The sequence below is a fragment of the Terrabacter sp. R4-6 genome (assembly GCF_057529065.1).
Genome location: NZ_CP197224.1, coordinates 3,689,151 through 3,709,720, shown reverse-complemented (window position 1 = coordinate 3,709,720; position 20,570 = coordinate 3,689,151). Strand labels below are relative to the sequence as shown.

20 protein-coding genes are annotated in these 20,570 nt (G+C 72.7%); 7 read left to right on the top strand and 13 right to left on the bottom strand.

What is annotated here, in order from left to right; genetic code table 11:
* Window positions 1-78 precede the first annotated feature (78 nt).
* Complete coding sequence (locus ACSSS0_RS17255) at window positions 79-1,488, top strand: tyrosine-protein kinase domain-containing protein (RefSeq protein WP_487228951.1); 1,410 nt, start codon at window positions 79-81, stop codon at window positions 1,486-1,488.
* Between the two features lie 20 nt (window positions 1,489-1,508).
* On the opposite strand, the gene ACSSS0_RS17250 is transcribed toward ACSSS0_RS17255, so the two are convergent.
* Both ACSSS0_RS17250 and ACSSS0_RS17245 read right to left on the bottom strand, forming a co-directional pair.
* Window positions 1,509-1,817 (bottom strand): PqqD family protein, encoded by a 309-nt coding sequence (locus ACSSS0_RS17250; protein ID WP_435986708.1) that lies wholly within the window; start codon window positions 1,815-1,817, stop codon window positions 1,509-1,511.
* Entirely contained in the window at window positions 1,814-2,707 is an 894-nt protein-coding gene (locus ACSSS0_RS17245; protein ID WP_487228950.1) for a nucleotidyltransferase family protein, read from the bottom strand. Before ACSSS0_RS17245 ends, ACSSS0_RS17250 begins: the two co-directional genes overlap by 4 nt.
* A 68-nt stretch (window positions 2,708-2,775) precedes the next feature.
* Between ACSSS0_RS17245 and ACSSS0_RS17240 the strand changes: the two genes are divergently transcribed.
* Entirely contained in the window at window positions 2,776-3,423 is a 648-nt protein-coding gene (locus tag ACSSS0_RS17240; protein ID WP_487228949.1) for a phosphatase PAP2 family protein, read from the top strand.
* A gap of 1 nt (window position 3,424) precedes the next feature.
* Here the strand turns inward: ACSSS0_RS17240 and ACSSS0_RS17235 are convergent, their stop codons facing one another.
* Window positions 3,425-4,486: a glycosyltransferase family 4 protein gene (locus ACSSS0_RS17235; protein ID WP_487228948.1), complete on the bottom strand. Its 1,062-nt coding sequence runs from the start codon at window positions 4,484-4,486 to the stop codon at window positions 3,425-3,427.
* 102 nt (window positions 4,487-4,588) lie between these two features.
* Between ACSSS0_RS17235 and ACSSS0_RS17230 the strand changes: the two genes are divergently transcribed.
* Window positions 4,589-5,743, top strand: coding sequence for a glycosyltransferase family 4 protein (locus ACSSS0_RS17230; RefSeq protein WP_487228947.1), 1,155 nt, complete (start codon window positions 4,589-4,591; stop codon window positions 5,741-5,743).
* 16 nt (window positions 5,744-5,759) lie between these two features.
* Here ACSSS0_RS17230 and ACSSS0_RS17225 read toward each other — a convergent pair whose 3' ends face one another.
* On the bottom strand, window positions 5,760-7,346 hold the full coding sequence (locus tag ACSSS0_RS17225; protein WP_487228946.1) for a lipopolysaccharide biosynthesis protein: 1,587 nt from the start codon (window positions 7,344-7,346) through the stop codon (window positions 5,760-5,762).
* A 67-nt stretch (window positions 7,347-7,413) separates the two neighbouring features.
* A complete protein-coding gene (locus tag ACSSS0_RS17220) occupies window positions 7,414-8,379 on the bottom strand; it encodes a glycosyltransferase family 2 protein (RefSeq protein WP_487228945.1) in 966 nt (321 codons plus the stop codon).
* 70 nt (window positions 8,380-8,449) lie between these two features.
* Here ACSSS0_RS17220 and ACSSS0_RS17215 point away from each other — a divergent pair, with 70 nt between their 5' ends.
* Window positions 8,450-9,634, top strand: a complete 1,185-nt coding sequence (locus ACSSS0_RS17215; RefSeq protein WP_487228944.1) for a glycosyltransferase — start codon at window positions 8,450-8,452, stop codon at window positions 9,632-9,634.
* Window positions 9,631-10,764 carry a glycosyltransferase gene (locus ACSSS0_RS17210; protein ID WP_487228943.1) on the top strand — a complete coding sequence of 378 codons (1,134 nt, stop codon included), beginning with the start codon at window positions 9,631-9,633 and terminating at the stop codon, window positions 10,762-10,764. The genes ACSSS0_RS17215 and ACSSS0_RS17210 overlap by 4 nt, the downstream gene beginning before the upstream one ends.
* Here ACSSS0_RS17210 and ACSSS0_RS17205 read toward each other — a convergent pair.
* Entirely contained in the window at window positions 10,757-11,350 is a 594-nt protein-coding gene (locus tag ACSSS0_RS17205) for a hypothetical protein (protein ID WP_435986717.1), read from the bottom strand. The genes ACSSS0_RS17210 and ACSSS0_RS17205 overlap by 8 nt on opposite strands.
* Before the next feature lie 54 nt (window positions 11,351-11,404).
* Between ACSSS0_RS17205 and ACSSS0_RS17200 the strand changes: the two genes are divergently transcribed.
* Window positions 11,405-12,508 carry an LCP family protein gene (locus ACSSS0_RS17200; RefSeq protein WP_487228942.1) on the top strand — a complete coding sequence of 368 codons (1,104 nt, stop codon included), beginning with the start codon at window positions 11,405-11,407 and terminating at the stop codon, window positions 12,506-12,508.
* A gap of 30 nt (window positions 12,509-12,538) precedes the next feature.
* On the opposite strand, the gene ACSSS0_RS17195 is transcribed toward ACSSS0_RS17200, so the two are convergent.
* The 5 genes from ACSSS0_RS17195 to ACSSS0_RS17175 form a co-directional block, all read right to left on the bottom strand.
* Window positions 12,539-13,462 carry a beta propeller repeat protein gene (locus tag ACSSS0_RS17195; RefSeq protein WP_487228941.1) on the bottom strand — a complete coding sequence of 308 codons (924 nt, stop codon included), beginning with the start codon at window positions 13,460-13,462 and terminating at the stop codon, window positions 12,539-12,541.
* 118 nt (window positions 13,463-13,580) lie between these two features.
* Window positions 13,581-14,213 carry an arsenate reductase/protein-tyrosine-phosphatase family protein gene (locus tag ACSSS0_RS17190; RefSeq protein ID WP_487228940.1) on the bottom strand — a complete coding sequence of 211 codons (633 nt, stop codon included), beginning with the start codon at window positions 14,211-14,213 and terminating at the stop codon, window positions 13,581-13,583.
* The gene (locus tag ACSSS0_RS17185; protein ID WP_487228939.1) at window positions 14,171-14,776 is read right to left on the bottom strand and encodes a dTDP-4-dehydrorhamnose 3,5-epimerase family protein; all 606 of its coding nucleotides are present in this window, start codon (window positions 14,774-14,776) and stop codon (window positions 14,171-14,173) included. Before ACSSS0_RS17185 ends, ACSSS0_RS17190 begins: the two co-directional genes overlap by 43 nt.
* A 13-nt stretch (window positions 14,777-14,789) precedes the next feature.
* A complete protein-coding gene (gene rfbA, locus ACSSS0_RS17180; RefSeq protein WP_487228938.1) occupies window positions 14,790-15,668 on the bottom strand; it encodes a glucose-1-phosphate thymidylyltransferase RfbA in 879 nt (292 codons plus the stop codon).
* A 46-nt stretch (window positions 15,669-15,714) separates the two neighbouring features.
* Window positions 15,715-16,638, bottom strand: a complete 924-nt coding sequence (locus ACSSS0_RS17175; protein WP_487228937.1) for a hypothetical protein — start codon at window positions 16,636-16,638, stop codon at window positions 15,715-15,717.
* A gap of 148 nt (window positions 16,639-16,786) precedes the next feature.
* Here ACSSS0_RS17175 and ACSSS0_RS17170 point away from each other — a divergent pair, with 148 nt between their 5' ends.
* Window positions 16,787-18,352 (top strand): tyrosine-protein kinase domain-containing protein, encoded by a 1,566-nt coding sequence (locus ACSSS0_RS17170; protein WP_487228936.1) that lies wholly within the window; start codon window positions 16,787-16,789, stop codon window positions 18,350-18,352.
* 98 nt (window positions 18,353-18,450) lie between these two features.
* Here the strand turns inward: ACSSS0_RS17170 and ACSSS0_RS17165 are convergent, their stop codons facing one another.
* Complete coding sequence (locus ACSSS0_RS17165) at window positions 18,451-19,062, bottom strand: arsenate reductase/protein-tyrosine-phosphatase family protein (protein WP_435986725.1); 612 nt, start codon at window positions 19,060-19,062, stop codon at window positions 18,451-18,453.
* A gap of 154 nt (window positions 19,063-19,216) precedes the next feature.
* A complete protein-coding gene (locus ACSSS0_RS17160) occupies window positions 19,217-20,560 on the bottom strand; it encodes a UDP-glucose dehydrogenase family protein (protein WP_487228935.1) in 1,344 nt (447 codons plus the stop codon).
* Window positions 20,561-20,570 lie beyond the last annotated feature (10 nt).

The window sequence follows — 20,570 nt, the reverse complement described above, 5'->3', positions numbered from 1 at the left end:
GTCCGCGACTCGGCACAACCCCTTGGATGATATGGGAGGATCACCGCACGTACTGTCGAGTTGGGCCGGGGGGGCAAAGTGACGTTCCGGGAGTTCCTGGGCGTTCTGGGGGCACGGTGGCGCATCATCGCGGTGAGCCTGCTCGCCGTGGTGGCAGCGGCTGCCGTCCAGACGATGCTGACGCCTGCCGTCTACACGTCCACGGCCAAGATCTTCCTGTCGGCGACCCAGCCGGCCGGCGCGTCCACCAACAACCAGGTGACGACGTATGCCGTGAGTGCCGACGACCTCGCCCGTTACCTCGACGTCCTCAACGCACCGTCGGTCATCGAGCCGCTCCGCGAGCGACTGGGCCTCGCGCCCGGCGCCCCGCTGTCGGTGTCCGGCGAGGTGGCCCAGACGTCCAACATCATGACGATCACCGCCACCGGTGGTGATCCCGTGCTGCTGGCCCGCATCGCCAACGAGGCAGGGCCCGTGCTCGCCGAGGTCGCGACGAAGAAGTTCTCGCCGCTCCTGGCCGCCAACGGGCAGTCCGTCGAGGCAACTCCGATCGCCCCGGCCACGGTGCCCACCGAACCTGTGTCGCCTAACGCGAAGCGCAACCTGCTGCTCAGCGGCCTCCTCGGTCTGGCGCTCGGCATCGGCCTCGCTCTCCTCCGGCACACCCTCGACACGAAGGTGCGCACGGAGGACGACATCAAGGCGCTGTCCAACCGGCCCATCCTCGGCGACATCCCCATGGTGAAGTCGGTCAAGAACGGTCTGCTCTCGCTCGAGAGCGACCCCCACGGCCGGCACGCCGAGTCGATCCGGCGGCTGCGCACCAACATCCTCTTTGTCGACGTCACGACGGCCGGCCACTCGTTCGTCGTCACCTCCTCGGTGCCGGGCGAGGGCAAGACGACCACGACGGTCAACCTCGCGATCGCCATGGCCGATGCCGGGTCGAAGGTGCTGCTCATCGACGGCGACCTGCGCAACCCGTCGGTCGCGAGCACGATGGGCCTCGACGGCTCCTTCGGCCTCACCACCCTGCTGCTCGGGCAGGCGGACACCGAGGACGTCATCCAGCGCTGGCGCGAGAGCACCCTCCACGTGCTGCCGGCCGGGCCGGTGCCGCCGAACCCGAGCGAGCTGCTCGGCTCGGAGCCGATGGAGGTCCTCTTCGGCAAGCTGTCGCACGACTACGACTTCATCCTCGTCGACAGCCCGCCCGTGGTCCCCGTCATCGACGCCGTGCTCATCAACAAGCTGACCCACGGCCTCATCATGGTCGTCGGCGCCGAGCGCACGAAGAAGCGCGACCTCGCCAGCGCCGTCCAGTCGCTCGAGACCGTGGACGCCCCCGTCGCCGGATTCGCCCTCAACATGGTGTCGTCCGGCTCCTCGACGGCCCACCGCTACGGCTACTACGGCTACAACCGCGACGCCGACGTGAAGCTGAGTCGGCGCGAGCAGCGGGCGCGAGCCAAGCACCAGGCCTGACGACGCGGTCTCGCTCCGGCTCAGCTCGTGGTGTCGGCCCGGGGGTCGGGCTCGTCCGCGGTCTGGGGCACGAGCAGCCTCCGCGCGCTCAGGTCGGCGACGAACGCCGTGACGTCGGCGGCGATGGCGTCCTCGGGCTGCCCGACGAGCTCGGCGACGCGGGCGACCCAGCCCGTCGCCGGAGCCGTCGTGGCCTCGACCCAGATGACCGCTGCGGCACCGTCGAGGACGACGAGCGGTCCCCCGGGCAGGTGCGCCACGTAGACGGAGCTCCCGTCGTCGCTCAGGGTGACGCCGGCTTCGGGTCCGGGCCGGAAGGCGGCGGTCACTGCCGGCCCCCACGCGCCAGACGGACGACCTGCTCGCGCAGGCCGCGGACCGGCCGGTCGAAGAACTCGGCGACGATCTCCCGGCGCGAGACCGGTCGCCCGCGAACGATCGTCAGGTGCTCGACGTTGACGAGCACCGACCGCGAGGCGACCGTGAGCTTGCCGCGGATTCCCTGCGCCGCACGCACCCGAGCCTGCCACTCCTCCATCCGCGTGCCGCCACGTGACGCGACGCGCCAGAGGTCGTAGGCCGGGTCGTCCCGGTGGTCGTCGAGGGTGCCGGTGATGACGGAGAAGCCCAACCCGGCGTCGAGCCGGTCGACCCAGTCGAGAATGGCGGCACGTCGGGCGTCGTCGGCCGAGGTCCACACCCACTCGACGTCGTGGGCGGCCTTGGGGTCGCTGCCACCCCGAGCGGCGTGGAGCAGCAGGAGGGCGGCCTGGGCGTCACGCGGCGGGACCGCGCACTCGACCCCGCCCAGCACCGTCGTCGTCCGATCCGCCCAGAGCGTGTCGAAGGCGCGCTCCGGCGTGGGACCGGTGCCCGGGAAGATCCGGTGCAGGTCGAGGAGGCCGAAGTCGTCGTGGCGCAGGGTCGCCGAGTGCTCGAAGGACGAGCCGTAGGCGAAGGAGTTGATGAGCTCCCAGCCGTGCCTGCGCAGCTCGTCGAGCAGCATCCGCACGTGCTCCGGCCTGGCGAGCACGTCCGCGTCGGAGAAGCCACGCCCGGGGACCAGGGTCGGGTCGAGGGCGGCGCCCTTGACGTGCAGCAGGTCGGCGCCGCACCGGTCAGCGACCCACTGGAGGCAGGCGTGCGCGAATCCGATCCGGACCTCGAGAGGCACCGTGACCCCCTCCGCGGGAGCCTCCGTCGCCTCGTGGGCTGCCATCGCGCGAACCCCCATAGACTGCAAGCGGACTGGTCGATCGCACCCTAACAGCCCCGTAGGAGGCGCACGTGTCGCATCGCGATCGGCTCCGCTGGGGCGGCATCGCGGTGATCGCGGCCACGGCCTTCGTGCTCCTCGCCCTCGCGTCGACCCGCACCGGCGCCGGGGTGTCGCTCGACGCCACGCTGCGCGGATGGATCCTCAACGGGCTCCCCACACCGCTGCGTCAGGGACTGGACCGGCTGGCCCGTCCGCTCGTCATTGTCGTGCTCGCCCCGACCGTGATCGTCCTCGCCCTGCTCGCCCTCGTGCGTGGGGGCTGGCGGCGCGCGCTGGCCGGCGTCGTCATCCCCGCCGCGGCGACGTTCGTCGCTCTCGAGCTGCGCGTCCGCGACGTCTTCGGCATCGGGGGCGACGCCTTCCCCTCGAACCACGCGGCCGCCGGCCTCGGCCTCCTCGTCGGGGTCGCGGTCGTGTGGGCGCGCCCCGTGACGCGACGCGGCCTGGTCGGCGTGGCGGTGGCGGCGTCCTGCATCGGGCTCGGCAACGTCACGTGGTACGCCCACCAGCCCCGCGACGTCGTCGGCAGCGCGCTGCTCGTGGCGGCCGTCGCGGCGGCGACCTTCGCGGTCGTCGGCGGCGACTCCCCCAACCTCGCCCCGGACGTCCGGGGCTCGCGTCGCGCGGCGCGGGAGACGGCGGGGCCCGTCGGCTGAGTCAGCCGCCGACCGAGCGCCAGACCCGGGCGTGGCCCGCGGCGCTCGCCTCCCACGTGAACCGGCGTGCCCGCTCGAGACCGCGTCGGGCCATCGCCGTGACGTCGTCGCCACCGGCGAGGACGTCGAGGATCCCGTCGGCGAGTGCCATGCCGACCGGCTCCACGAGCAGCCCACCGTCACCGACGACCTCGGGGAGGGACGAGCGGTCGGAGGCGACGACGGGAACACCCGTGGCCATGCCCTCCAGCGCCGGCAGGCCGAAGCCCTCGACGAGGGAGGGCACGACGACGAGGGACGCGGCGGCATACAGCCTCGGCAGCACGTCGTCGGCGACGCGTCCGACGAGGCGCACGCCGGGGAGCGCGGCGAAGAGCTCGGTGCGACGCGGGTGCGCCGGCCCGGCGAGCACGAGGGTCAGGTCGGGACGGGCGGCGTGCACCCGCGGCCAGGCGTCGGCCAGCGCGGCGAGGTTCTTGCGCTCCGACGCACCCCCGGCCGTGAGGACGAACGGGCCCTCGATCCCCAGCCCGGCCAGCGTCTCGGCGCCCATCGGCCGGGCGCCGAAGAAGCGGTCCTCGACGCCGTTGGGCACGACGACCGGGTCGACGAGCCCCAGCAGGTCGACGGCCTCGGTGGCCGTGAACGTCGACACGCACACGACGGCCGCTGCACGCCGCAGCTCCTCGGCCGCCGCGGCCACCGGCGGGGACTCGTCGGCGTAGCGCCACGCCACGACGTCATGGAGCGTCACGACCTCGTGGGGTGCCGGCGGCAGCTCGAGGTCCATCCGGTGCACGAGGTCTCCCCCGGCGTACGCGAGACGCCCGGCCCCGGCCCGAGCGCGCGGCGAGGCGCCCGTGAGCCAGCCCATCGGAAGACGCCGGGTGCCCGGGAGCGGGGAGCGGAGCGAGCGGGCGACCGCGTGTCGCACGGACCACGTCTCGTCGGGTCCGGACAGCGCGTCGAGCGCCGCGGCGGCGCGGGAGGCGATGTGCCGCTGGTAGGCCTGCGCACCCATGGGCACCGCCGTCGCGGTCGTGGCGATCGTGAGCCGGGGCACGCGGGGCCTGCCTGTCTGAGAGCGGTTGGGGATGCCCTCGCATCGTAGGGTGGAACCGTGCAGGAGCCGGTGACCACGCGTGCCCGAACGGGAGGAGCCGCGATGCGCCGTCGCGTCGCCCTCGTGACGTCCTCGTACCACCCGCACCTCGGCGGCGTGGAGTCGCACGTGCGTCACGTCGCGCGCGAGCTGCGGGCTGCCGACACGCAGGTCGAGGTCTGGACCGTCGACCGCGGTGAGCACCTCGGTGTCACCGAGCTCGACGGGATCGTCGTGCGACACCTGCCGACCCCGCTGCCGGCACGCTCCGCCCGCGCCCTCCTGAGCTTCACGAGTGCGGCGCCGCCTGCGTGGCAGACGTGGCGGTCGGCGTTCCGCGAGTTCCGTCCGGACCTGCTCCACGTCCAGTGCTTCGGACCCAACGGGGTGTATGCCGCCGCGCTGGCCCGCCGGACCGAGGTCCCTCTCGTGGTGTCGAGCCACGGTGAGACGACGGCCGACGACCACGCCGCGTTCGACACCTCCGCCCTGATCCGGTGGGGGCTGCGGCGGGCGATCGCGACCTCGACGGCGACGACGGGGTGCTCCGAGCCCGTGCTCGACGACCTGCGCCGGCGCTTCGGCCTCGTGGGCGGCGTCGTCGTGCCCAACGGCGTCGGACCCGTGCCGTCGGCGCCACCGTCGGGCGTCCGGCCGGACGAGGTCGACCTCGGCGACCGCCCCGTCGTCCTCGGCGTCGGACGGCTCGAGTCGGCCAAGGGCTTCGACCTGCTCGTCGAGGCCGTCGCGGCCTCCCCCCTCGAGACCAGCCTCGTCCTCGCCGGCGACGGGTCGCAGCGGGAGCCGCTGCGGCAGCTCGGCGCGCGGCTCGGCCTCGGTGAGCGGCTCCAGCTCGTGGGTCCGGTCGACGAGGCCGGCGTCCACGCGTGGATGCGTCGCGCCGACGTGGTCGTCGTGCCGAGCCGCAAGGAGGCCTTCGGCATCGTCGCCCTGGAGGCGTGGCGCGCCGGGACACCCCTCGTGGCGACGAGTCTCTGCGGCCCGTCCTCGTTCGTGACCGACGGCCACGACGGCCTGCTCGTCGACCCGGTCAACACCGGGGCCCTGGCCCACGCCATCACGACGGTGCTGGGTGACCCCGGACGCGCGGCCGAGCTGGCCGCCGCGGGTCGGTCGAGCGTGCTCGGCTACTCGTGGACGACGGTGGCCCAGAGCTACCTCGAGATCTACGACCGGGCCCGCGGCGCGTCCGACTGACCGCTGACCCCGGGCGTCACGAGGCGCGGCGGTCGGGCACGGAGACCCACTTCAGGAGCAGGTCGGCGAACCGACCGGCGCGGGACGGAATGGCCCGACCGACGGCCCCGCGGTCGTCCGACGTCAGGCCCACCCGCAGCAACCCCATGACGGTGACGCACAGCAGTCCTCCGACGAGACCCGCTCCGACCGCACGGGCGACCACCGGAGCGTGGATCTGGGCCCCCACGACGAACACGACGGCCGCGCACACAGAGCCGATGATGGCCGGCAAGGCGTCACGCAGGGCCGTGCGTGCCGGGAGCTCGAGCGCCCGCAGCTCCCGGGTGCCGAGGATCGTCAGGGTCGTGGCGGCGCCGCCGGCGTTGGCGATGACCGCTCCCCACGTGCCGAGCGGCGGGATGAGCAGGACGGCCAGACCGATGTCCACGACGAGGGCGACGAGGTTCGCGGCCAGGATGGCCTTTCCCGAGAGCCTCGCGGAGACGAACGCGAAGACCGGCCCACCCACCGTTGCGAGCCCAGCGGTGATGCCGAGAGCCAGGACGACCGGGGACGCGGCTTCGAACTCCGGCCCGTAGAGCAGCGGCACGAGCAGGGCCAGCGGAGCCAGGGCGGTGGAGAGGATGAGGGCGACGACGGTGGACCCGGCTCTCGTGACGCGGCGGAACGCAGGTCTGACCGCTGCCTCGTCCACCTCCCGCAGACCGGAGATGGCGGGGATCAGCGGACCCACGAGGGCTTGGGCGGGCGCGAAGGCATGCACGGCGAGACCGAACGCCAGGGCGTAGATGCCGAGCGCGGCCGGGTCGGCCAGCCAGCTCATCACGAAGACCTCGCTCCGCGAGGAGATGAGGCCGCTGACGACGCCCGCGAGCCCCATCGGCACGGCGAACGCCCAGAAGCCCGGCGGCAGCCCGCGCGGCAGCATGGGCCGAAGGACGGCGACCCGGTAGGCCGGTGAGATCCGGAACAGACACAGCGCCACGGTCGAGCCTGACACGACCAGTCGAGTCGCCCACACCGCGTCGGGCGTCCGCGCGAGCCACGCCACGGCGAGGACCGCGACCTGGGTGATGAGAGTCGTCAACAGGGCGATCTTGGCGCCGTCGGCGGTCTTGTTCTCGATGCCGAGGCAAGCCGCCCCGCCGTCCAGGGCCGCCGGGAGCACGACGCCGAACACCAGGGCGAGGACCATGGCCTCTGGCGGGACGTCTGCGACGACGAAGACGACGGCGCCGAGCACGGGCATGGCCACGAGTAGTCGGAAACCCTGCCACTGCGACAGCAGGCGCGCCACGTCGGCGGTGCGGCCGGCGGCGTGCTCCTTCGACCCGAACTGGATGACCGCCGTGGCCACACCCCTCGTCAGCACCGCGCTCACAAACTCCATGAGTGCCGTCAGAAGCGCGAGGCGGCCGTAGTCGGCGGCGCCTAGGACCCGGGCCACAACGAGGTTGACCCCGAAGGCGATCGGGATGCCGACGAACGTGTTGATGACCGTCCAGGCGGCACCCTGGACCGCTCGCTGCTGCAGGTTGCCGGCACTCATCACCTCCTGCTCGTCCCCGATGCCGTGCTCCGCGGACAGCGGAGGCGGCATGATCAGTCCGTCCGCAACCTGGGCGGCAGGGCTCTCCTCGGGCTCCCCCGGGTCGGTGGAGGGCACGTCAGCCGTGGCGGCGGTCGCCGAGTCGGGTGCGGACCGCCGCGGTGGTACCGACCGCGAGGCCGCCGAGCACCGCGGAGGCATGCAATGCCTTGCCACCCACCGAGCGGACCCGCTGGCGCGGCGAGCGCTCGCCGTCGACGACCGTCTTGACGCCCTCGACGACGCTGCCCCCGACGCCCTGCAGGGCCGTGCCGTAGTAGCGACGGAGGATGGGGGCGGTCATGCCGAACGCGTGCGCGAGCAGCACGACGTGGTTGCGGTGCCCGTAGAAGGTGTAGCGCACGTCGAAGCGGCGCCCCCGCGTGTAGGGCGCCGCGACGTGCTCGACGAGGGCCGTCGGCGTGTAGACGATGCGATGGCCGGCTCGGCCGAGGCGCAGCATGATGTCGCTCTCCTCGCGCAGGCAGGTGCCCGGGAAGAGGTCGACGATGCCGCCGATCTCGTCGAGCGCGGAGCGCCGCACCGACATGTTGGCGCCGAGGACGTGGTCGACGTCGAGGTCGCGACCGGTGTCGGCGGCGAAGTTGCCCGTCAGCGTGCCGTCGGGCAGGAGGCGTCCGACGGCGTCGAGCCCCTCGTGCTCCTCGCCGGGGCGGCCGTTGCTCGCGCGACCGCCCACGGCACCGACGGCAGGGTCGGCGTAGCGGGCGACGATGTTCTCGAGCCAGTCGGGCTCGGCGTAGGCGTCGTCGTCGACGAAGGCGACGATGTCGGACCGGGTCTCGGCGACGCCGATGGCGCGCGAGGTGGCCAGGGTGCCCGGACCGGCGTCGTTGCGGATGTAGCGCACGCCCGGGAAGTCGGCGACGACGTCGGCGGTCAGCCGGTGCGGGGACGAGTCGACGACGACGATCTCGTCGGGCGTGAGCGTCTGGCGGCCGAGGTGCTCGAGGCAGATCCGCACGTTGTCGGGGCGGTTGAACGTCGCGACGACCACGTCGACGGAGGGCGAGGAGGCCGGCATGTGCGGAAGTATGTCAGCAAACCTGCACGGATCGACCGAGTTCGACGAGGTCCGTGGGTAGCCTCGGGGCGTGCCTCCCGCCGCCCCTCGTCCGCCCCGTCCCGTGCGCGTGGCGATCCTCGACCACACGGCCGAGCTGGGCGGGGCAGAGCTCGCGCTCCTGCGGCTGTTGGACGCCGTCGACCGGGCTCGCATCGACCCCGTCGTCGTCCTCTTCTCGTCGGGGCCGCTCGAGGAGCGGCTGCGCGACGCCGGCCACCGGGTCGTCGTCGTGCCCCTGGACCCGACGGTGCGCGACCTCAGCCGAGCCGCGGGACCGCTCGGTGTCCTGCGCGGTGCTGCGGCCGGGTCGGCCTTCCTCGGTCGACTCGTCGCGTCCGTGCGTCGGCTGGACGTCGACGTGGTCCACACGACGTCGCTCAAGGCGGACCTGCTCGCGGTCCCGGTGGCCCTGCTGCTGCGCAGACCCCTCGTCTGGCACGTCCACGACCGGATCGCCGAGGACTACCTGCCGGCGCGGACGGTGCGGTTGCTGCGAGCCCTGGCCCGGTCCGTGCCGCGAGCCGTGGTCGCCAACTCCGAGGCCACGGCCGCCACGCTGCCCGGAGCCCGCGGCCTCGTGGTCGCCTACCCCGGCCTGGCCGTCGGCCAGCTGGCTGCGACTCCCCGTCAGGCTCAACCCGAGGGGGACCCGGTCGTCGGGATGGTGGGCCGGCTGAGCCCCACCAAGGGCCAGCTCGTCCTCGTCGGCGCAGCCCGGCGCGTCGTCGACGCGCGCCCGAGGGCCCGGTTCAGGCTCCTGGGGGCCGCGGCCTTCGGAGCCGAGGAGCACGAGCGCGCGATCCGCTCCGAGATCGACCGGCTCGCGCTCGGGGCCAGTGTGGAGCTGGTCGGCTTCGTCGAGGACCCGCGGACCGAGCTCGACGCCCTGTCCGTGTGCGTTCACGCGTCGACGGTCCCCGAACCCTTCGGCCAGGTGGTCACGGAGGCGATGGCGTGGGGCGTGCCCGTCGTGGCCACCCGTGGAGGCGGCGTCGACGAGATCGTGCGGACGGCTCCTCCCGGAGCAGAGACCGGACTCCTCGTCGACCCCGGCGACGAGGAGGGGATGGCCCTCGCCCTCATCGACGTCATCGACCACCCCCGGGAGGCGCTGGCGCGCGCGGCCCGCGCCCGTGCCGACGTCTCCGGGCGCTTCGACCTCGCACGGACCGCAGAGACCGTGACCCGGGTCTGGGAGGACGCCGCCTCGTGAGCCGACAGGAGCCCCCGGCCGACCGACCACGCGTCGCCATCGCGCACGACTACCTGACCCAGCGCGGCGGCGCGGAACGGGTCGTCCTGGCGCTGCACCGTGCCTTCCCCGACGCCACGATCCACACGACGCTCTACGACCCGGCCGGCACCTACCCGGAGTTCCGCGACGCCCGCGTCGTCGTCTCCCCCATCAACCGCATCGGCGCGCTGCGCCGCGACCACCGGGCCGCGCTCCCCCTGCTCCCGTATGCCGTGTCGCGCCTTCCCGTGGACGCGGACGTCGTCGTGGTGTCGAGCTCGGGCTGGGCGCACGGCGTGCCGACGACGGGGCGCAAGCTCGTCTACTGCCACGCCCCGGCGCGCTGGCTCTACCAGGCCGACGCCTACCTCGGGGACGGGGCCGGCCGGTCCGTGAAGGCACGCGCCCTGGGCCTGCTCGGCGGGTGGCTGCGTCGCTGGGACCGCCGCGCCGCGGCGTCCGCAGACCGCTACCTCGCGAACTCGACGGTCGTCCGCGAACGCGTCGCGGCGGCATACGGCATCGACGCCCAGGTGCTCGCCCCGCCCTACGGCATCGACCCGGCCGACCCGCAGGAGGCGGTGGCCTCGCTCGCCGACTGGGCCGACGACGGCTACCTGCTCGTCGTGTCACGGTTGCTGCCGTACAAGAACGTCGACGTCGCGATCGACGCCGTGCGCGACCTCCCCGAGCGGCTCGTCGTCGTCGGCGCCGGTCCCCTCGAGGCGCGGCTGCGGGCCGAGGCTCCGGACAACGTCCGCATCGTCTCGGGCCTGTCGGACGCCGAGCTGCGCTGGACGTATGCCCACGCGCGCACCCTGCTGGCGCCGAGCCTCGAGGACTTCGGGCTGACGCCGCTCGAGGCCGCGGCCTTCGGGCTGCCGACGGTGGCCCTGCACGCCGGCGGCTACCTCGACACGATCGACGAGCGCGTCAACGGGACGTTCTTCGAGGAGCCGACCGTGCCGGCGATCCGGGCCGCCCTCGTCGCCGCCCGAGAGCGGGCCTGGGACGCCGCCGCGATCCGGGCGCACGCCGAGCGCTTCTCGGAGGCGCGCTTCTGCGAGCGGATCCGGGCGGAGGTCGACAGCCTCCTGTCGGTCAGCTGACGGCGCGCACCACGAGGAGCCAGGCGACGACGGGTGCCCCGACGACGAGGATGATCGCGAGGACCCGCAGTGCCGCCGCGTGGCTGTAGACCTTGGCGACGACGGCTCCGAGGATGCCGACGGCGAAGATCGCGAGCGAGTAGTTCGCGAACATCGCGCTCAGCTCGACGATCTCGGGGGACTTCGTGATGTTGGCGATCGTCGCGGCCTTGCCGGCGGGGCCCCACGGCGCCGGCAGCGGGACCTGGGCGAGGAGCAGGGCCGCGAGGCCGAGGACGTCGGTCCGCACGTAGGAGCGCCTCAGGGCCGAGGCCTGACGACGACTGCGGACCGACGGCTGCACCGTCGACGCGGGCGGCGTGAACGCCCGGGGCAGCGTCAGCAGGAGCCCGGGCAGTCCGGCCAGCGCGGCCAGGAAGGCCGCGTACAGCTTGGGGTGCCCGTCGGAGGCGAAGCCGAAGACGGTCACGAGCGGCACCGTCGCGTGCATGAGCACCCAGACGTAGACCACGAAGCCCAGCACCGCCCCGACCGCGACGGGGAGGTCGGCGCTCACACGTCGGGTCTCTCCTCGCGCTCCGGGCATGGCGGACAGTGTAAGCAGCAGTGCGAACGACTCCCGACACCTACACTTGGCGCCGTGGACAGCACCCGAGAACGCGACACCGACCTGTTCGATTCCGAGCAGGTCGCTGCCGGCGACGGCTCCTCCGGGGGCTCGGGCGGGTCCGGCGACGACGGCGACGGCGGCACGCCCGCCGACGGTGGGTCCGGCCGCCGGGAGAAGAAGCGCAACCGCAAGGTCCTCGTGGCCGCGCTCGTGCTGCTCCTCGTCCCCGTGCTCGCCGTCGGCGGCTACCTCGCGTGGCTCAACCACATCGTCACCAACAACGTGAAGCAAGAGCTGCTCCTGCCCGACGACACGTCGGCCGGCAGCCAGCCGACCGACAAGAACGGCAACGTCGTCGCGCAGCCGGTCGGCAACGGCACGAACTACCTCGTCGTCGGCAGCGACGCCGGGCCGGGCCGCGTCGGCGGCCGGTCCGACGTCATGGTGCTCGTGCACGTGCCTGCCGACCACTCGAGCGTCACCCTGATCCACTTCCCCCGTGACCTCTACGTCTCGATCCCTGGCAAGGGCAAGAACAAGCTCAACGCCGCCTACGCGTTCGGTGGTCCCCCGCTGCTCGTCAAGACGATGCAGAACATGCTCGGCATCCGGATCGACCACGTGGCGCTCGTCGGCTTCGAGGGGTTCAAGGCGATGACCGACGCGGTCGGCGGCGTCGACGTCAATGTCGAGGAGGGCAGCAACCAGCCGCCGTACGTCTTCACCGAGGGCGCGCAGCACATGGACGGCGCGATGGCGCTGGCCTTCGTCCGGGAGCGCAAGCAGCTGAGCGACGGCGACATCTCCCGCGGCCAGCGGCAGCTCGCCTTCATCAAGGCGCTCATGCTCAAGACGCTGAACAAGGACGTGCTGCTCAACCCCGTGAAGTTCAAGGACTTCGTCGAGGCGGCCACGACCAACCTCACCGTCGACCAGAAGCTCGACGTCGGCACGATGCGCTCGGAGGCGCTCGCGCTGCGTGACCTGCGCGGCGGCGACATCCGGTTCATCACGGCGCCCTTCACCGGCTTCGGCACGAGCCCGGCCGGAGCGTCGATCGACATCGTCGACGAGGTGAAGATGGCTGAGCTCGGTGACGCCATCCGCAACGACGAGCTCAACGCCTACCAGTAGGAGCCGTCGCGGCCGCCCGGTCGGCCGGGGTCAGACCCGCTTCCACGAGTTCAGGTCACCCTGCGAGAGCCAGGTCTGGTTGCCGGAGACGATCCAGCCGGCGCGGTCGGTGACCGACAGGCCCACGCTGCCGCGCTCCGGGTTCGCGACGGGGACACAGGCCACGACGTCGGCGTTGCGGCCCTTGGCCACCTCGACGAGCTGGACCCCCTTGCACGCAGCGACGATGCGGACGGCATACGTCTTCAGGGAGCCGTCGACGAGGAGGTTGCTGAGCGCCACCGCGCCCGGCGCGTCACCGGAGTCGGTCCACCTCGTGCCGCCGTCCTCGGTGACGACGACCGAACCGTCGGCGCACAGCGCCTGCGCCTGGGTCGCCGAGGTGCGGGAGAGGTCGACGACGACGGCGTCACCGCAGGGCGTGGCCGCGGTCTCCCGGGGCGCCAGGACCTGGGTCGGCGCGTCGAGGCGGCGGGCCCAGCCCCCGACGACCGCCGTGGGGGCCTGCCACGTCTGGCCCGCATCGCGCGAGGCGTACTGCTTGGGGGTGCAGTCGGCGCCGGCCCCGATGACGAAGGCACGGGCCTCGTCGAGCGGCTGCACGCGCACGAGGGCCCGGGCGGGCGACCGCACCTTCGTCCAGGTCTGGCCGCCGTCGGCGGTCACCTCGACGGTCGCTCCCCCGGCGTCGCAGGCGCCGGTCGTGGCTCGCCAAGCCGTCGCGGCGTCGAGCGCGGAGACGAGACGGGTGACCGGGACGGACTTGGACGCCGGCGGCGTCGTGCCCTCGGTCGGGTCGGACGTGCCGGTCGCGGGCGGGCTCGTGGTCAACGCCGCGGTGCGCGTCGTCGAGACCGGGGGCAGCGCCTCCGAGATGTGGTGGCCCGACCGCAGCGCGAGCGCGACGAGCGCGACGTCGACCGCGAGGAAGGCAACGAGACCTGCCGTCGCCACTCGGTTATTCATTGCTCCAGCTTCCCCTCGACACGCCTGATGACCCTTCCCCCGGGGACATGCTAGGGGCGAATCCGGCTGTCGGACGCGGCAGTCCGCGTTCGGATCGGCGCTCGTGTCAGACGGCGGGAGGCGTGAGGGCTGCGACGACGACGGGCAGCTGCGACTCGATCTCGGTCGACATCAGGTCATAAGCCGCAGATCCGCGTCCGTATGGGTCGGGTATGTCCGATTCGGCCGCGGAGCGTGCCGGGTTGAGCCCTCGGCGGCCACGAGCCACCTCGGCCACGATCGCGGCCCACGGCGTGTCGCGGTCGGCCGCCGCCACCTCGGGCCCCGCGGCTGCTCCGTCGAGGTCGGCGTCGCGGACGAGGTCGGCGAGCTCACCGAGGGTGAAGGTCTTGCGCAGGGCCCGCGGGTGCAGGGCCACGGCGTCGGCGCGGTGCTTCTGCGTCGCGGTGATGACGATGTCGGCCGCGTCGAGCATGGCGGGAGACAGTTGGCGCGAGGCGAAGCCCGTCGTGTCGGCGCCCAGAGCCTCGAGCGCCGCCACCGACCCGGGTTCGATGTCGGCTCCGACGAGGGCGCGCGTGCCGGCGCTCTCGACCTGGATGTGCTGGCCGTCGAGGAGCTGCCGCAGGCGGCGCTCGAGGTAGGGCGAGCGGCAGACGTTGCCCGTGCAGATGACGAGGACGCGACCCACCGACCTCACCGGCCGGCCCCGGCGAGCGAGGAGGTGTGGGCCAGGCATGCCTCGAGCGTCGGCAGGAGCCCGGACTCTGCGGCGGCCGCCAGCGTCGGGGCGGCGGCATCCTTGGGCGAGAGCACCGGGGTGAAGCCGTCGGGCAGGCGCAGCCCCACCGTCGGGTCGAGCGGGTTGATGCCGCGTTCGACCGAGGGGGTGAACACCTCCGAGCAGAGGTAGACGGCCGTGCCGTCCTCGATGCAGGCGAGCGCGTGGCCCAGCCCCTCGGCGAGGTAGACGGCCCGGCGGTCGACGGTGTCGAGCACGACCGAGTCCCACTCCCCGAAGGTCGGTGACCCGACCCGGACGTCGACGACGAAGTCGACGAAGACCCCGCTCGTCGCCGTGACGTACTTCGCCTGCGAGGGCGGGACGTCGGCGAAGTGGATGCCGCGCAGGGCTCCGGCCGACGAGACGGAGATGTTCGTCTGGCGCACCTGCAGCTCGTGGCCGATCGCCTCGGCGAGCCGGTCGACGCGGAAGCCCTCGGCGAAGACTCCTCGGTCGTCGGGGAACTGGCGCGGCGTGATCTCGAAGGCCCCGTCGATGCGGAGCGGGCGGATGTCCATCAGGTCCTTGCCTTCACGGGGTGTCCTTGCCCTCGGCGAGGAGGGCGTGCAGGTAGAGACCGTAGCCGCTCTTGGCCTGGTCGTCGGCGTGCCGTCGCATGCCGTCGTCGTCGAGCCACCCGTTGCGCCAGGCGATCTCCTCGACGCAGCCGATCTTCTGGCCCTGCCTGGCCTCGACGACGTGGACGTACTGGCTGGCCTCGATGAGGCCCTCGAACGTGCCGGTGTCGAACCACGCCGTGCCGCGGGGCAGGACGCTGACCGACAGGGTGCCGCGACGGAGGTACTCGTCGTTGACCGCCGTGATCTCGAGCTCGCCGCGGCCGCTCGGCGTCAGGTGGCGGGCGATGTCGACGACGTCGTTGTCGTAGAAGTAGAGGCCCGGCACGGCATAGCTCGACTTCGGGTGCTCGGGCTTCTCCTCGATGGAGATGACCTGCCCGTCCGGGTCGAACTCGACGACGCCGTAGGCCGTGGGGTCGGCGACGCGGTAGGCGAAGACGTGGCCGCCCTCGACGTCGACGTGGTCGGCGAGGCGGGTGCCGAGTCCCGGGCCGAAGAAGATGTTGTCGCCGAGGACGAGGGCCACCCGGTCGTCGCCGATGAAGTCGGCACCGAGCACGAACGCCTGGGCCAGGCCCTCGGGACGCGGCTGGACGGCATACGTGATCGACATGCCCCACTGCGACCCGTCACCGAGGAGGCGCCGGAACTGCTCCACGTCGACGGGGGTCGTGATGACGAGGACCTCCCGGATGCCGGCCATCATGAGCGTCGACAGCGGGTAGTAGACCATCGGCTTGTCGTAGACGGGCATGAGCTGCTTGCTGATGCCGCGCGTGATCGGGTGCAGCCGGCTGCCCGTGCCCCCCGCGAGGATGATCCCCTTCATGGTCGGCCAGCGTATGCCGTGGGCGACGTCGTCGTGGACGGGTGCGTCACGCGACCGCGCGCCACGTCTCGAGGCTCGTGTCGGAACGCCAGGTCGCGTCGGCGACGGCGAGCCAGCCGCCCTCGTCGACGACGCTGATCGAGACCTTGCCGTCGGCGCCGCCCAGAGAGGTCTTGACGCAGGCGACCTTCGAGGCCGCCGCGCCGGAGACCTTGGCGACCTCGACGCCGGCGCAGTCGTCGGTGGAGCGGGCGACGTAGACGGCCACCGTGCCGGCGTCGTCGCGGGCACCGACGGCGAGCGCGCCCTCGACCCTGGCCAGCGTGGTCCACTTCCCGCCGCCGTCGCTCGAGCGGACGAGGCGCCCGTCGGCGCAGACGACGACGGCCCGGGTGGCGCTGACCCGGGCGAGGTCGACGACGGTCGTGCTGCCGCAGGGGCGGGCGTCAGGACGCTTCGGGGTGATGACGGTGGTGGGGTCGCTGCCCGGGAGGCGTGACCAGCCGCCCTCGACGTCGCGCGGGCCTCGCCACGTCGCGGCGTCGTCGTCGGTGGCGTACTCCCCCACCGAGCACCCGGCACCCTTGGCCCCGATGACGAAGCCGCGGTCGGCGTCGACGGGCTGGACGCGCCCGAGGGCCTGCACCGGGGTGGCGCGCGTGGTCCACGTGCGGCCACCGTCGGCGGTGACCGTCAGCCTCGCTCCGCCGTCACGGCACGAGCCGAGCGTCCCGCGCCAGGCGCGCCTGCCGTCGACGGCCGCGATGACCTCACGCACGGGCGTCACGCCGGCGGGGGGCGCTGCGCTGCTCGTCGAGGCGATGGTGGTCGGCGTGGACACGGGCGTCGGGGCCTGCGCGGACGCCCCCGCGGCGTCGGGACGGAACGCGAGCGCGACGAGGAGCAGGTCCACGATGACGAGGGCCAGCAGGCCCACGAGCGCCAGCCGACCCACCGAATTGTCCGACATCCACCGAATCACGACCTTCACTCTACGGACCCACTGGACTGAATCCGTGCATCTCGGACAGTCGGCACTAGGATGCGCGGGAGTGATGTGTCGGAAATGTCCGACTGAGTCGTGACACCAGGGCACGACCGACGAGAAAGAAACGACTGTGGAGCTGCAGGACTACCTGAACGTCATCAGGAAGCGGTGGATGATCATCGCAGCCGTGGCTCTCGTGACCCTCGGCCTGGCGGCCGCCTACACGGCTTTGACGCCACGGACGTATGCCGCGACGACGCAGTTCTTCGTCTCCACCTCGGGCGACGACACGACCTCCTCCCTCGCCCAGGGCAACACCTTCACGCAGGCGCGCGTCAAGTCCTACTCGCAGCTGCTCGAGTCGCCCAAGGTCCTCGATCCCGTCATCAAGAAGGTCGGGCTCGACACGACCGCCGACCGCCTCGCCTCGCAGGTGACCTCGACGATCCCGCTCGACACCGTCATCATCGACGTCAGCGTGACGAGCGGCTCGCCGGCCAGCGCCCAGCGCATCGCCGCGGCCGTCGGCGATGTCTTCCCCCAGACGATCCAGGAGATCGAGCGCAAGCAGGGCCAGGAGAGCCCGGTCAAGGTCACCGTCGTCAAGGAGGCCGCGGTCGACACGACGCCGGTCAGCCCGAAGCCGACCCGCAACCTCGCGCTCGGCCTCGTCCTCGGCCTGCTGCTCGGCTTCGGCGTCGCCCTGCTGCGCGACGTGCTCGACAAGTCCGTGAAGTCCCAGCGCGACCTCGAGGCGGTCACCGACCGCACCATCCTCGGTGGCATCGCCTTCGACACCGACGCATCGGCCCACCCGCTCATCGTCCAGGTCGACCCGCGGTCGCAGCGCGCCGAGGCCTTCCGCTCGCTGCGCACCAACCTCCAGTTCATCGACGTCGCCAACCCGCCGAAGTCGATCGTCGTCACGTCCTCGCTCCCCGGTGAGGGCAAGTCGACGACGACCGCCAACCTCGCGCTCAGCCTCGCCGAGACCGGCCTCAAGGTCGTCGTCATCGAGGGTGACCTCCGCCGGCCGCGCCTGCTCGACTACCTCGGCTTCGAGGGCTCGGTCGGCCTGACCGACGTTCTCGTCGGGCGGGTCGAGGTCGACGACGTGCTCCAGCCCTTCGGTCGCACGGGGCTGCGCCTGCTCGGCGCCGGCCCGATCCCGCCCAACCCGAGCGAGCTGCTCGGGTCGGCCAACATGGAGCAGCTCGTCGAGGACCTCAGCGAGCGCTTCGACTACGTCCTCATCGACGCCCCGCCGCTGCTGCCGGTGACGGACGCCGCCGTGCTCAGCACGATCGTCGACGGCGCCATCGTCGTCGTCGGTGCGGGCGTCGCCCAGCGCGAGCACGTGCGGCGGGCGCTCGACTCGCTCGAGGCCGTCAACGGCTCGGTGCTCGGCCTCATCCTCAACCGGGTCAAGGCCAAGGAGAGCGGCGGCGGCTACGGCACCTACGAGTACGACTACCGCCCCGAGAGCGAGCGACAGCGGGCCAAGGACCGGTCTCCTCGCGCTCAGCATCGCCCGATCGCGTCCGAGGACGACCTCGGCCCCGTCACCCCGCGCCCGTCGACGACCGGCGCCAGGCCGGGTGTCGAACCGGGCGTGGAGCCCGGACGGGCCACGACCGCGCCTGCGGGCCCGCAGCCGCAGCAGCCGTTCCCGGCGGGCGACTCGGTCTACCGCTGACTCAGGGTGACGCGCGGGGTGACCCGGGGCAACCGCCCTCGTTGAACGCAGACGACGGAAGACCCCGTGACCGGACGGTCGCGGGGTCTTCCGTCGTCTCAGCCCAGGGTCTGGACGCGTGAGGAGCCGGCGACCGTGCCGAGCGCCGCCACGACCACGGCGAGGAAGTCCTCGATCCGGTCGAAGGCCTCCGTGTGCGTCTTGCTGGAGCGTCCGTAGGGGTCGACGACGTCGACGTCGACCGCCTCCTGCGGCGCGACGGTGCCGCGGGCGGCGGCGGCCTCGGTGACGACCTGGGGCAGCCAGGGATGCGTGGGGACGATCGGCCGCCACGTCTGGGACGAGCGGCACAGGTCGGCGAAGTCGCCGAGCGCGAAGATCCGGCGCATCGCGGCCGGGTGCAGGCGCGCCACCTCCCCACGCTGGGCGCGCGTCATCGTCAGGACGAGCTCGGACCCGTCGAGCATCTGCGCGGTGGCCGCCCGAGCGGCGAAGCCGGTGACGTCGGCGCCCAGCCGCCGCAGCTGCTCGCTCGTCTCGGACTCGATGCCGGACCCGACCATGGCGCCGGTCCCGGCGCTCGATATCGGGACGCCGGTGTCGGGCAACAGCTGTCGCAGTCGCCGCTCGGCGTAGGGCGACCGGCAGATGTTGCCAGTGCAGACGAATAGGATGCCGCGGGTGTTGCGAGGGGTCTCCCCGAGCATCATGCCCCCAAGTTTCTCTCGGCGTGATCGGGTGAGACTCGATCCTAGGTGTCGCTCCTGTGACGGACGTGCCCAAAAGGCCGTATTGGGGGGTTTGTCTCAGGAAGCTGCCAGCCGGGCCGAATCCGGGCCGAGGCGGGTCAGCCCGACAGCACGCTCACCAGATCGAGCTGGACCTGCGCCCCATGCCCCGGTAGTCCCAGCCGGCGTCGGTCCACGCGCGCGGGTCGAGCACGTTGCGCCCGTCGATGATCCGCGGCGTCGCGACGAGCGACTTGGCGTGCGCCGGGTCGAGCTCGACGTAGTCCTTCCAGGCCGTGAGCAGCATGACGAGGTCGGCGCCGGTCAGCGCCTCCTCCGCCGAGTCGACGATCTGCATGTCAGGTCGCGCCAGGCGAACGGCGTCGGCGCCCGCGGGGTCGGTGGCGACGACGTTGGCGCCGCGCCCCCAGAGGCGGCCGGCGATGTCGAGGGCCGGCGAGTCGCGCACGTCGTCGCTGTCGGGCTTGAAGGTGAGGCCGAGCACGGCCACCTTGACGCCGACGAGGCGGCCGCCGGCCATCTCGGAGGCCAGGTCGACGGCGTGGTCGCGGCGGCGCATGTTGATCGAGTCGACCTCGCGCAGGAAGGTCAGCGACTGGTCCACGCCGAGCTCGCCGGCGCGGGCCATGAAGGCGCGGATGTCCTTGGGCAGGCAGCCGCCCCCGAAGCCGATGCCCGCCTGGAGGAACTTCGCGCCGATGCGGTCGTCGTGGCCGATGGCCTCGGCGAGGCGGGAGACGTCCGCCCCCGACGCGTCGCACAGCTCGGCCATCGAGTTGATGAAGGAGATCTTCGTGGCGAGGAAGGAGTTGGCCGCGACCTTGACGAGCTCGGCCGTCGGGTAGTTGACGAGCAGCCGCGGGATGCCGGCCTCGATGATCGGGGCGTAGACCTCGTCGACGACGGCGCGGCCGATCTCGCCGCGGTCGCGGTCGTCGGGCAGGCCGTAGACGACGCGGTCGGGGCGCTGGGTGTCCTGGACGGCATACCCCTCCCGCAGGAACTCCGGGTTCCACACGACGACGGCGTCGACGCCGGCCTCGGCGAGGCGGTCGGCGACGGCCTGGGCCGTCCCGACGGGGACGGTCGACTTGCCGACGACGACGATCGGGCCGTCGGGCGACGGGGTCGCGTTGGCGATGATGTCCTCGACGGCGGTCCACACGTAGCTCATGTCGGCGGCGTAGCTGCCCCCGCGCTGCGGGGTGCCCACGGCGATGAAGTGGACCCGGGCGCCCGCGAGGGCGGTCTTGTCGGTCGTGAAGCGCAGGGAGCCGTCCGCGACGCCCTGCCTCAGGAGCGGTTCGAGGCCGGGCTCGTGGAACGAGGGCACGCCGGCGGCGAGCTTGGCCACCTTGCGCTCGTCGATGTCGAGGCCGACGACGTCGTGGCCGAAGTCGGCCATGCACGCGGCATGCACCGCTCCGAGATAACCGCATCCGATGACCGAGATCTTCACGCCGGGCAGC